Below are 11,612 nucleotides of genomic sequence, written 5' to 3'. Positions count from 1 at the left end.
AATTACGCGTCCTCGGCCGTTGTTCCCTTTCGCCGATCCTGCCTCACAGGGGATGGGAGGTGTTCTCCGCAGGCTCGTCGGCCCACGCATCCTTGGCCTGCAAGGCCCGCTTGGCGACCAACTGAAAGTGCCGGCCGAGGATGGCCAGTTCCACGGCCACGGGCAGGGCCTTCCGCTTGGTCAGGGCTGTTGTTATAATAAGCTTCCAATACCAGATCCTGGCCCGGGACAGGATGCCGATGCGCCACAGGCTCTTGAGAAAGGCGCGGAAATCGCTCCAGACAAGCTTGCCCCGGGCTGTCGGATTGTAGTTTTTTAGAAATGTATTGATACGGTCATAGTAAAACTCGGGTGTGTAAAGCGTGGACAGAAGGTTTTTGTAGCCGTTGATCAGGGTTTTGCGGCGCATGGTCGGGATGAAGTTCAGGCTGGCATCCGTGTTCTCGCCCGTGGCATTGCCAAGGAGCCGGTTTTCGGCCTTGAGTCGGCTCCACAGCCGTGTCTTGGGCATGGCGGTAAGAATGCCGACCATGGCTGTGACCACCCCGATTTTCTGGATGAAGCGGATTTGCTGCTCGAAGATGCCTTCCGTGTCGCTGTCGAACCCGACGATGAACCCGCCCATGACCTGCAAGCCGTTTTGATGCAGGGTCTTGATCGCCTGGGAGAAATCCGTGGCCACGTTCTGTTTCTTGCCGCATTCCTTGAGGCTGTCTGTGGAGGGCGTCTCGATGCCGATGAAGACCTTGTGGAAATTGGCTTTGCTCAGCAGGCGCACCAGTTCGCCGTCCTGGGCCAGATTGATGCTCGCCTCGGTCATGAATTTGAAGGGATAGCCGTGCCGAACCTGCCAGTCGACGAGCCGGGGCAGGAACTGTTTCACCGAGGCGATGTTGCCGATGAAATTGTCGTCCACGATAAAGACCGGACCACTCCAGCCGGCCTCGTGCAGGCTTTCCATTTCACACAACATCTGGTCGGTCGACTTGACCCTGGGCCGACGGCCGTTTAGGACCACGATGTCGCAGAATTCACAGTCAAACGGGCAACCGCGCGAGTATTGCACGGACATGGTGACATAGTCCCGGAAGTCGATCAGATCCCATTGCGGGATGGGCGTGCGCGAGATGTCCGGCCGCTCGGTGGACGTATAGAGGGGCTTGGGTGTTCCCCGGCTTAAATCCTCAAGAAAGGGCGGCAACGTGATCTCGGCCTCGTTGAGGACGAAATGGTCCACGCCCGGGAAGCGCTCGGGCTGGGCGGTAAAGGCCGGTCCGCCGGCCACGATGCGTTTCCCCATGGCCTTGGCGCGGGCGATGACGTCCTTGGCTCCGGCCTCCTGCACGACCATGGCGCTGATAAAAACCATGTCCGCCCAGGCCAGGTCCTCGCCGCGAAGGGGCGCGACGTTGGCATCGACAAGTCGCTTGTCCCACTGCGCCGGCAGCTTGGCGGCGACCGTCAGCAGGCCCAGCGGAGGAAAGGCCGCTTTTCGGGAAATAAACGGCAATATATGTTTAAAGCTCCAGAAGGTGTCTGGATATGTTGGATAAACAAGGAGAATTCTCATGATAAAGACCTCCTCCTCTGAGCGTGTCTCGAATCTGTATCCGATGATTCTTCCCTGTATAACGCAATAGCCACGAAAGGTCGCTATTAATTATTGTCGCCCCCCTCCCGCCTTCTTCGCGAAACAGTGTTTAACCACGCAATTATTGATTTTTTTGTGTAAATATTACTTTTTAACATGGCGCTATTGCTTAACTATCTGGTGGCACGGGCGTATGTTACAGACCAGAGGGCCACATTTTCGTGGCCCTTGACATTTTGGCGATATGGGGAGCGTCCTTTGACCAGACGAACAGGCGTGGGTGAGGCGTGGGGAAATTACGTTTTTCAGGACCGCCGAGACTGACCTGCCCGGCTCGACTCCCTTGGCATTGGCAAACTTTGGAAGGCCATACGTGGAGGCCTTCTCTTGTTGCTCCCGGCGTTTTTCCGCTTCGGCCCTACGCGTTTTCTGCTCGTCGGAGAGCATATGGCCGGTCGCTTTCCAGTTGGCCTTTTCGCCAGACTTGTGGTTCTGGATGAATCCGGCTGTCAGCAGGCTACGGTATTCATCGCACAACGTCTCTTTCCATGCCGCGTCGCTGCGATTATCCAGTACTGTAGAATGAGAGCTTTGAACATGGCTCGCGGAGGATAGGCTGGATTGTCGACAGCGTTGACGACCCGCTCAAGCGTTTGCTGTAAGACATTCTCGAGAGGTTTCCAGTCGGCGAGGCGACTTATTTTGTCCAGGAAGCACTCTTTATGCTTGCGGCTGGCAACACCGTAGTCCGCAATGCAATGCCTCCTCGATGCGTACCCGCTCATGATCGCCGCCAGTACTTTGGATGAAAGTAATGTGTCTTAACTCTTCAAAATAACAATGTATATCGGCTGCGGCCGTGCATCGGTCTCAAGCAGTGGGACAGAGCGCCAACGTATTCGCTAAACACTTACCAAAAGAGCGCCAACAGTTCAATTCAGCGCGGGGATATTTTATCGGCTACCCGCAAACAAAGCAATTTGGCTGTGCCAATACAATAACATGACTAGCCAAATTCTGAGGCTTCGTAAGCTGCAGGTCGGGAGTTCGAATCTCCTTGCAGGCTCTATAATTTCAATTGGTTAGAGTCGATGATCCGGGCCCATTTTTCTATGTTCAGCGGGTCGTGCCTGTTGGCTCCGTTGGCGGACCCCATTTATCCGCAATCCTCCACGTCCCTTTTGTTGTAAGCATACAAGCGAAAGGGGAGTTCATTTCAAGCAAAATGAGAAGGGCCAGACAGCACTGTTACGCACTGGTTCTTCTCTTCGCTTTGCCTTTTAACCCGCCATTTTTTGCCATCACTTTCCGGCCAAGTACCACAATAGGCCTGGAGCATATCTTGTCTATTTGCCTGCCCAGCGCATCCAATAGACTTTTCAGTTTTTTCATGCCTACAAAGTTTAAAGGGGTCAGGATGTAAATCCCAACCCCGTTGCACTGTTGGCGGGTCGTGCCTGCCCGCGCCGTGGTCTGCTGGCAAACCCTGGCAAGCGGGCTGGCCCGGAAAGCCCCCGCGCCTGCGCGAACGCGCCTCCTTCAGCCCTGCCGCAACAATGCGGCGTAGCCGGGCGGGGTTAGGAGCGTGTCCAGGTGCTCGAGGTCACCGGGATTATCCGGCGTCACGCGGAGCATCCATCCGCCGGTATAGGGCTCGCTGTTGACCAGGTCAGGCGATTCCTCGAGGACCGTGTTGATGCCGGCCACCGTGCCGGACACGGGCATGAACAGTTCGTTGGTCGATTTCATGGACTCCACCGTGCCGAAGCTTTCACCTGCGGCAAAGGCGCTGCCAAGCGCGGGCAGGCCCACGTAAACCACCTCGCCGAGCTGATCCTGGGCGAAATCGGTGATGCCGCAAACCAACTCGCTGCCGTCGCGCATGACCCAGATGTGTTCGTCGGTGTAACGCCGGTCGTCGGGAATCCGGCTGCCTGGCATTTCCTGCATGGGTGCTCCCTCCTCGCGATTTCGTGTATGGGCCCGGCCCGGGGGAAGCTCCACCGGGCCGGGGTACGTCGGGATCAGGCCTCCTGCCGTTCGTACTCGTGCCGCTCGCCGTTGACGGAGAAGGCGTAGGCCACCTCGCAGGCTTTTTTGACCATGTTGGCCACGGAGCAATACTTGATGGCCCCCAGTTCGAAGGCCTTACGGAACTTTTCCAGGCTCAGGCCCTGGCCGGTTACGACGTAGTGCACGCGGATGACGGTGAAGACCTGGGGGATCTCCTCGCGGCGGTCGGCTTCGACATGGACGGCGAAGGAGTCATAGGAAAGGCGCATCTTGTTCATGGCGTGGCAGACTTCGATGGCGGTGCAGCCGGCAAGGGAGATGAGCATCAGCTCCATGGGCCGCACGCCTTCGTTGTTGCCGCCGTAAATTGCCGAAGCGTCCATGGCGACCACGCGGCCGTCGGCATCGGTTCCGTCGAAGCGCATCTTCCCTTTCCAGTCGACATTCACGGTGTACATGGCGATTCTTCCTTGTGGTATGGGATGGGTGGTTGGTGCGTTGTGCTTACTGCGCGGGAGCCAGCTTCGTGGCCTGCGCTCGCGGGGCGGTGCAGGCGATGGTGACGAGCCACAGGAACAAGATGATGATGAAGAGGAACATGCCGATAAGCCCGGTCGCGCGCAGCCAATCCGAGGCCGCGAAGCTGATGGCGGTAAACAGCACGGCCCCGGCCGCGCCGATGTCGCGCAGCCAGCGCTTGCCGTTTTGCGGCGTGACGAAGCTCCAGCCGCCGTCGAACAGGGTGATGAGCGCAAGCGTCGAGATGTTCACGCCCATGGCCACCCACACCGGGTGGGTGTTGAGGTAGAAGTGCCCCACGGCCCAGCCGCCCAGATGGTTCCACAGCAGGCCCGAGGTGAACCCGGCCACCAGCGCCCAGGTCGCGCCGCGCTGTCCGGCCAGGGGCCAGAACAGCGCCGCCACCACCGGGGCGAAGGTGGAGCCGTTGCGCGCCGTCCAGGCGAAGATGTTCCACCAGGCCGCCTGTTCCGAGCGCATGAAGCCGAAGACCACCATGAGCACGGTGAGCAGGATCAGCGAACCCTTGGTGTAGCGCACCAGCGTCGCGTCCGAGGCGGCGGGATTGAGCGCGCTGCCCACGTCGCGCCCGAGGCTCGTCGCGCCCGAGAACTGGCACGGCGCGCCCCAGCCCAGGGCGCAGGCCCAGATGCCGAGCGTGAAGATGCCGACCAGGGGAGCGGGCATGTTGGCCATCAGGTACTTGGGCACGGCCACCAGGCCCCGGGCGTCACCGGGCATGACCGCCGCCGCGGCGATGCCGATGGCGATGCCCATGACGATGAAGATGACGTTGAAGCCGGCGGCGATGTACAGGCCCTTGCGGCCTTCGTCGGGGGTGCGGCAGGAGAGCGCCATCTGGAAGGCCGCCTGGGCCAGCAGCACGTTGATCCAGAAGGTGCCGAACCAGGCCAGGATGGTTTGCAGGCCGACCCCGGTCATGTCCGCATATTGCGGCTTGGCGGCCATGAAGGCGGTCAGGCCGTCGAGGCCGGGGTTTTGCAGCACGGCGTAGATGCCCACGGCGAACATGGCCATGTAGGCGAAGAAATTGGCCGTTTGCGTCATGGCCACGGACCACATGCCGCCGGCCTGGAGGAAGACGTAGAGCAGGGCGGCGGTGATGATGACCGCGGTCATAAGGTCGATGCCGGTGATGGCGTTGATGCAGGAGGCGAAGGCCAGGGCCGTGGCCACGGACCACATGGGGAAGGTGAAGGCCGTGATGGCCCCGGCGATGCCCTTGGCCACGCGGCCGTACTTGTCGCCGATAAGCCCGGAGATGGTGACCATCATCTTGCGGCGAAACGGCCCGATGAGCACGATGGCGATGATGAGCACGTGGCTCATTTCGGCCACGCCGTACCACATGGCCGAAACGCCCTTGAGATAGGCCAGTTCCAGGATGGCGATGAAGGTGGAGCCGGAGAAAAGGCCGGTGATGCAAAAGGCCACCGTCCAGCGCCCGAAACAGCGGCCGCCGACGAAGTAGTCGTCGCCTTTCTTGGCCCGCCGCTTCATGATGTGCCCGAGCGTGACGAGAAGGATGGTATAGGCCAGGGCCAGGCCGAACATCCAGAGCGTGTAGCTTTGCATGGTGCTCTCCGTAGGTGCGCGCGGCCGCCTCAGGCCGCGTGCGAGGGTGCGCCGAGAAGGTCCTGGGCCGCCTCGGCGAGGGTTTCGGACAGGGAGGGATGGCTGTGCACCGTCTGGGCGAGCTGGCGCACGGTGAGCCGGTTTTTGACGGCAAGGGCGGCCTCGGCTACCAGTTCGCTGGCCTGGGCGCCGAACAGGTGCACCCCGAGCAGCCGGCCGTCGGCGGCGTCGGCCACGAGCTTGACCAGCCCCATGGGCTCGCCGAGCGTCTGCGCCCGGCCGTTGGCCCCGTAGGCGCTACGGCCGATGCGCACGGACAGGCCGCGCTCCCGGGCCGCTGCTTCGGTGAGGCCCACGCCGGCGATTTCCGGCGCGGTGTAGATGCAGGCGGGGATGGCGTCGTAGTCCATGACGGCCTGGCCGCCCAGGGCGTTTTGCGCGGCGACCAGGCCCTCGGCCGCGGCCACGTGGGCCAGCATGGGGCCGGGCACGAGGTCGCCGGCGGCGTAGAGGCCGGGGATCGAGGTGCGCATGCCCGCGTCCACGGCGACGAACGGCCCGTTGCGTTCGAGCCCCGGCAAGGCCACGACGCCCTCGACGGGCATGGGGCGCCGCCCGACCGCGGCCAGCACCTTGCGGCAGGCCGCCTCGCCCGGGCCGGCGCGGCCCGTGTAGCGCACGGCCAGCCCGTCGCCTCGCCGCACGATTTCGCTGACGGCCGCGCCGCGCTCCACGGTCACGCCCCGGCGCTTCCACAGGGGAATGAGGCGCTTTTGCAGTTCCTCGTCCACCATGGGCAGGATGCGCTCGGCCGCCTCGATGACCGTGACCTTGGCCCCGAGCCCGGCGTAGAGGCTGGCGAACTCCATGCCGATGACGCCGCCGCCGATGACGGCCAGGGATTCGGGGATGTCCGTGGCGGCGAGCAGGCTGTCGCTGGTGACGACGCCGGGCAGGTCCAGGCCCGGGATGGGCGGCATGGCCGGGCGTGCGCCCAGGCACAGCAGGATGTTGCGCGCCGCCAGGCGCTGTTGCCCGTCCGGGCCGGAAACGGTGACCGTCTCCGGGGCGGGCACCTGTCCCAGGCCCTGGTAGACGGTCACGCCGCTTGCGGACAACAGCTTGGCCACGCCTTGGGCAAGGCCGGCCACGATCGCGTCCTTTTTGGCCTGCAGCGCCGCCATGTCCAGGGTCGGCCGGTCGCAGGCCACGCCCCAGCCGGCGGCCGCGACCACGGTGGAGAGGACCGAAACGCCGTGGATGAGGGTTTTGGTGGGGATGCATCCCCGGTTCAGGCAGGTCCCGCCAAGGCCGTCCTTTTCGATGAGGGCGACCTTGCCGCCGAGCTTGGCGGCCCTGGCGGCGGCGAGATAGCCGGCCGGCCCGCCGCCGATGACCACGAGATCGAATGTTGTTTCCGCCATTGCTGGCAATCCTCCGCGTCGTTTGTGCAGAAAAGAACTTGTTCCGCTGTGAAACAACAATCGGGCCAATGGCGGATACTGTTTTTATTGCAGCATGTTAGTCGGCAAGAAGGCCGCAGGCGGCACAGGGCGGGCAAAAAAGCAGCGCAGAGTGCTTTTTAGGAAGAATTAAATAATTCGATAGGATAAAGAGAGACGGCGCAGGCGACGGATGGTCCGTTTTCGGACCATGGTTCATTTTTGGACCGATAGGCCGTGCTCACGCATTTTGCGCAGCAACGTGCTGTGCGGGATGCCGAGGCGTTTGGCCGCGCCGCGCAAGCTGTCGGCGGCGGCCAGGGCGGCTTCGATGCAGGCGCGTTCGAAACGGCCGACCGCTTCGCGCAGCCCTTCGCCCGGGGCAAGGTGGTTCGTTTGTGAACCATCCGGCAAAGGCCGGTGGGCGGCCGCGGCCAGGCATTGCCAGACCGGCCCCGTGCTTTCGGCAAGGCCGGACAGGGCCACCAGGCGTTCCATCATGTTGGCCAGTTCGCGGACGTTGCCGGGCCAGGGATAGGCGAGGAGCAAGGCGCGCTGCTCCTCGGTCAGGGTGGAACGCCGTCCCAGGCGGCGGGCGAACTGGGCCAGGAACCGCTCGGCCAGGGGCACGATGTCCTCGGGCCGCTCGCGCAGGGGGGGCACGGTCAGGGGCACGACATTGAGGCGGTAGTAGAGGTCCTCGCGAAAGGTTTTTTCCTGCACCATGCGGCCGAGGTCGCGATTGGTCATGGCGATGACGCGCACGTCCACGCGGATGGGGACGCGTCCGCCGATGCGGTGGATGACGCCCTCCTGCAGGGCGCGCAGGAGCTTGACTTGCAGCCCCGGCCCCATCTCGCCGACTTCGTCGAGCATGAGCGTGCCGCGGCTGGCCACTTCGAACAAGCCGATGCGCCCGGCCCGGTCCGCGCCGGTAAATGCCCCTTTTTCGTAGCCGAACAGTTCGGCCTCCTGGAGATGCTCGGGAATGGCCCCGCAGTTGATCTGGATCAGCGGCCCGTCGCGACGGGGGCTGTGGTGGTGGACGTGCATGGCCACCACTTCCTTGCCCACGCCCGTCTCGCCGGTGATGAGCACGGTGGAGTCCACGCGCCCCACGCGCTGCGCCTGGGCAAGCAGCCGGACCATGGCCGGGCTTTGGGCCACGGGGACGTCGTCGAAACGCGCGGTGCGCAGGGCCTCGATTTCACGGCTTTTGCGGTCGGCCTCCCGGCGCAGGGCGTCGGTTTCGCTCAAGTCACGCAGGGTGGCCACATAGCGAAACGGTATGTTGTCCGGGTCGCGCAGGGGCGAGACCGTCAGCACCATGCGCCGCCCGCCGTTCTCCTCGTCCACCAGCCTGGCAAAGGGTTTGCCTTCCGCCCGGCACGTGGCGATGGCCCCGGCGACGATGGCGGCCGGCGTGTTCGTGGCCGGGGCCGCCTGCCCGGGCCAGTCCGGCAACAGTGCGGCGAAGCGCTGGTTGTGGGAGAGCTCGCGGCCTTCGTGGTCCAGCACGAGGAGGCCGTCCATGGCGCAGTCGATGATTTGCCGTAGTTCCAGGGTCCGCCGCTCGGCGGTGTCGAAGGCGTCGTAGACCTTGCGGATCAGCTCCATTTTGGTGAGCACGCCCACCAGCCTGTTCTGGTCGTTGAGCACCAGCAGGCGTTCCATGGGCATCTGGCGGCAGACCACCTCGAACTGTTCGTTGTCGCGTACGGACACGATGTCCGGGTCCATGACGTCGCGGATGACGGTATCGGTGTCGAGGCCCTGCTTGAGGGCATGGACCACCCGGAAGATGGTGAGGATGCCGGCGGGCGTGCCGTCCTGGTTCAGTATGGGAACGCAATTGACGCCGGTGCGTTTGTAAACGGCCAGGGCGTCCTCGATGCGATGGCCCGGCGTGAGGGTTTCCGGCGAGGCGTGCATGACTTGATCGACGCGCATGGTCTCCCCCAGGGGGCGGGCGCTGTGCTGCCCGCGTCGTGTCCTCGCAATCCGTCCCTGCGGATGTTAAGGGGGGCAGGTCGGCTGGCGTCCATGAAAAAGGGCCGGATTTCGAAGAGCTCCACGGTTTGCCGCACAGGGTCGACCCTGAAGCCCCATTGCAGTTGATCACGGATATGGGCTGGCGGCCCCTGCGCATCGCAGAATTTCTGGTGCGCCAGGCCAAGCCTGGAGAAGGAGGATGTAAGGAATGCTGAAACCTTCTTTGAAACCCTACGGGTACCCAAGCCCGTCCGGCCAAGTGTGCTGACAGCCGGAACCGAGTGTTGCGCGGACTGGAGCAATCCAGGACGTGAAGCGTACACAGGGAGTTTGTAGGCCTTGCTATTGAGCCCCGAAATTGCGTTCCCGCGGGAGCTGACGACTTCAGAATATCGGAAGGCACCATCTGGGGGCAAGACAGCATCGCTCTCAGGTCCCGCCGGGGTCGAAGAACAAGGCATGCGGACAGGGGGTTTCCCAGGAACCTGGGAGACCCTGTCGTCTCCGCTTGAGAATACGGAAGGGAAGAGCCGGTAATTTCTTCCAGGCCTATCCCGGGTTCGTCTGCTCGGGAACAGGAGCGAAAATCCAGACGACAAGCGGTATCCGAAGGCGAAGGAAACGAAGTCTGAGGAGATGGACGGCAGGGAGTCGGAACGCCTCATAGTACCGATGAATCAGGGGAACCCACCCGGGGACCCAGAGGAGGGAAGGAGGCGTCTGTTCATGGAACTTCTGGAGGGAAAGATGCATGGGAAATCGAGCCCGGAAAGCGTCTCAACGAAACTGCAGAAGGTAGCGGATCTGGCCAAGCAAGCGCCGGAAATGGTGTTCACGACGTTGGCCCACCATATCGACCTCGTCTTTCTGAAGGAAGCATTCCACCTCACCAGGAAGGACGCGGCGTCAGGCGTGGATCAACAGACAGCAGCGGAGTACGAGGAACAGCTGGATAGGAACCTGACGTCGCTTTTGGATCGTTTCAAGAGCGGAACGTACAAGGCCCCTCCGGTCAAGCGGGCGTATATCCCCAAGACAAACGGGGCGGCCCGTCCGATCGGCATCCCGACCATCGAGGACAAGGTACTGCAACGCGCGGTAACCATGGTTCTGGGAGCGGTCTACGAGCAAGATTTCCTCTCTTGCTCATACGGTTTCCGTCCCGGCCGGTCCTGTCACCAGGCGTTGGAGACGCTGTGGCGTGGCATCATGGGCATAGGTGGCGGGTACGTCTACGAAGTGGACATCCGCAAGTTCTTCGACACGTTGGATCATGGACATCTTCGGAGCTTTCTTGACCTGCGGGTGCGCGATGGTGTGATACGACGGGTCATTGATAAGTGGCTTAAGGCTGGAGTTCTCGAAGCAGGCCAGCTTGTGTATCCAGACGCCGGCACGCCACAAGGAGGAGTGATCTCGCCCCTTCTGGCGAACATCTACCTTCATGAAGTCCTGGACAAATGGTTTGAGCACGTCGTCAGACCGCGTATGCGAGGTGAGGCGTTCCTCATCCGCTACGCTGATGACTTTGTCATGGTCTTCAGCAACGAGATGGATGCCCGGAAGGTCGAGGAGGTGCTGCCGAAGCGACTTGGTCGGTTCGGTCTCGCCGTTCACCCAGAGAAGACTCGCTTGGTGCGATTCCTGCCGCCTTGTGGCGGATCAGGAGGTACTGGACACCAAGGGTTCAGCTTCGACCTGTTGGGTTTTACCCACTACTGGGGCAAGTCGCTCAAGGGAAATTGGGTTGTCAAGCGCAGGACGGCAAAAGATCGTCTTGCCAGGGCCTTGAAATCGGTAGGGGAGTGGTGTCGATTCAATCGGCATAGTGATATCGCCGATCAGTACCGGACTCTCATACTCAAAATCAAAGGTCATTGCCAATACTATGGGATAACCGGTAACTCCCGCAGGCTTAACGCCTTCCGTGATGGAGTGCAGAAGCTGTGGTGGAAGTGGTTGAACCGGCGATCGCAAAGAAACAACATGAGCTGGCAAAACTTCAACCTCATGAAGAAGACTTATCCATTACCAATTCCCGTAGCAATGCATTCTATCTGCCATCGTGTAGCAAGACCATGAACAGAGGAGCCGGATGCCTTAAAGGGGCACGTCCGGATCTGTGGGGGGCGGGGGAAGGAAACTTCCCTCGTCTACCCGACCAGGAGGCTTTCCAGCCGGTGCCCTTCGAACTCGCTGAGAGCCATTGGATCCTCGAGGGTGATTCGCTGTCCGTCCGCGGCCTTGCTTTAGCCGGCAAATGGCTTGATCGGCAAGCCGTTTCGGGTGGAGATGCTTTTCATGAATCCTTTCGGGCCGGGCACAGCGATCTGTACGGCCGCTGGGCGAGGCTTGAGCGCCACAGCCGAAGGCGGCCCGCCTCCCTTGGGAAGCAGTCCGCCTTCGCGCCATTTTCGCTTGAATTGACCGCCGCGGGCGGCTTGATGCCAGCGCGCCCG

At 62.1% G+C, this 11,612-nt stretch carries 8 protein-coding genes; 1 reads left to right on the top strand and 7 read right to left on the bottom strand.

Annotation, left to right across the window (positions count from 1 at the left end):
* Nucleotides 1-43: 43 nt before the first annotated feature.
* The 7 genes from ACP59X_RS16385 to ACP59X_RS16360 all read right to left on the bottom strand — a co-directional run bounded on the left by ACP59X_RS16385 (nucleotide 44) and on the right by ACP59X_RS16360 (nucleotide 9,111).
* On the bottom strand, nucleotides 44-1,570 hold the full coding sequence (locus ACP59X_RS16385) for a B12-binding domain-containing radical SAM protein (protein WP_428560354.1): 1,527 nt from the start codon (nucleotides 1,568-1,570) through the stop codon (nucleotides 44-46).
* Nucleotides 1,571-2,100: 530 nt separating this feature from the next.
* Nucleotides 2,101-2,376 (bottom strand): transposase, encoded by a 276-nt coding sequence (locus ACP59X_RS23800; protein WP_465250185.1) that lies wholly within the window; start codon nucleotides 2,374-2,376, stop codon nucleotides 2,101-2,103.
* A gap of 754 nt (nucleotides 2,377-3,130) precedes the next feature.
* Complete coding sequence (gene gcvH / locus ACP59X_RS16380) at nucleotides 3,131-3,541, bottom strand: glycine cleavage system protein GcvH (protein ID WP_428560351.1); 411 nt, start codon at nucleotides 3,539-3,541, stop codon at nucleotides 3,131-3,133.
* A 74-nt stretch (nucleotides 3,542-3,615) separates the two neighbouring features.
* On the bottom strand, nucleotides 3,616-4,062 hold the full coding sequence (locus ACP59X_RS16375; protein WP_428560349.1) for an OsmC family protein: 447 nt from the start codon (nucleotides 4,060-4,062) through the stop codon (nucleotides 3,616-3,618).
* A gap of 46 nt (nucleotides 4,063-4,108) precedes the next feature.
* Nucleotides 4,109-5,719 carry a sodium:solute symporter family protein gene (locus ACP59X_RS16370; RefSeq protein WP_428560347.1) on the bottom strand — a complete coding sequence of 537 codons (1,611 nt, stop codon included), beginning with the start codon at nucleotides 5,717-5,719 and terminating at the stop codon, nucleotides 4,109-4,111.
* A gap of 29 nt (nucleotides 5,720-5,748) precedes the next feature.
* Nucleotides 5,749-7,143, bottom strand: coding sequence for a dihydrolipoyl dehydrogenase (lpdA, locus tag ACP59X_RS16365; protein ID WP_428560345.1), 1,395 nt, complete (start codon nucleotides 7,141-7,143; stop codon nucleotides 5,749-5,751).
* A gap of 234 nt (nucleotides 7,144-7,377) precedes the next feature.
* On the bottom strand, nucleotides 7,378-9,111 hold the full coding sequence (locus tag ACP59X_RS16360) for a sigma 54-interacting transcriptional regulator (protein ID WP_428560343.1): 1,734 nt from the start codon (nucleotides 9,109-9,111) through the stop codon (nucleotides 7,378-7,380).
* Nucleotides 9,112-9,879: 768 nt separating this feature from the next.
* Between ACP59X_RS16360 and ltrA the strand changes: the two genes are divergently transcribed.
* Nucleotides 9,880-11,235 carry a group II intron reverse transcriptase/maturase gene (gene ltrA / locus ACP59X_RS16355; RefSeq protein ID WP_428558878.1) on the top strand — a complete coding sequence of 452 codons (1,356 nt, stop codon included), beginning with the start codon at nucleotides 9,880-9,882 and terminating at the stop codon, nucleotides 11,233-11,235.
* The last annotated feature ends 377 nt before the right edge of the window (nucleotides 11,236-11,612 follow it).

The organism is Solidesulfovibrio sp. DCME, assembly GCF_049995385.1.
Taxonomy (GTDB): domain Bacteria; phylum Desulfobacterota; class Desulfovibrionia; order Desulfovibrionales; family Desulfovibrionaceae; genus Solidesulfovibrio.
This window is presented reverse-complemented; position numbering and strand designations above follow the sequence as displayed.

Coding starts and splice junctions, on each gene's coding strand:
- lpdA (WP_428560345.1), bottom strand. CDS start 7,143: ATGGCGGAAACAACATTCGATCTCGTGGTCATCGGCGGCGGGCCGGCC.
- ltrA (WP_428558878.1), top strand. CDS start 9,880: ATGGAACTTCTGGAGGGAAAGATGCATGGGAAATCGAGCCCGGAAAGC.
- ACP59X_RS16370 (WP_428560347.1), bottom strand. CDS start 5,719: ATGCAAAGCTACACGCTCTGGATGTTCGGCCTGGCCCTGGCCTATACC.
- ACP59X_RS23800 (WP_465250185.1), bottom strand. CDS start 2,376: ATGAGCGGGTACGCATCGAGGAGGCATTGCATTGCGGACTACGGTGTT.
- ACP59X_RS16360 (WP_428560343.1), bottom strand. CDS start 9,111: ATGCGCGTCGATCAAGTCATGCACGCCTCGCCGGAAACCCTCACGCCG.
- ACP59X_RS16385 (WP_428560354.1), bottom strand. CDS start 1,570: ATGAGAATTCTCCTTGTTTATCCAACATATCCAGACACCTTCTGGAGC.
- ACP59X_RS16375 (WP_428560349.1), bottom strand. CDS start 4,062: ATGTACACCGTGAATGTCGACTGGAAAGGGAAGATGCGCTTCGACGGA.
- gcvH (WP_428560351.1), bottom strand. CDS start 3,541: ATGCAGGAAATGCCAGGCAGCCGGATTCCCGACGACCGGCGTTACACC.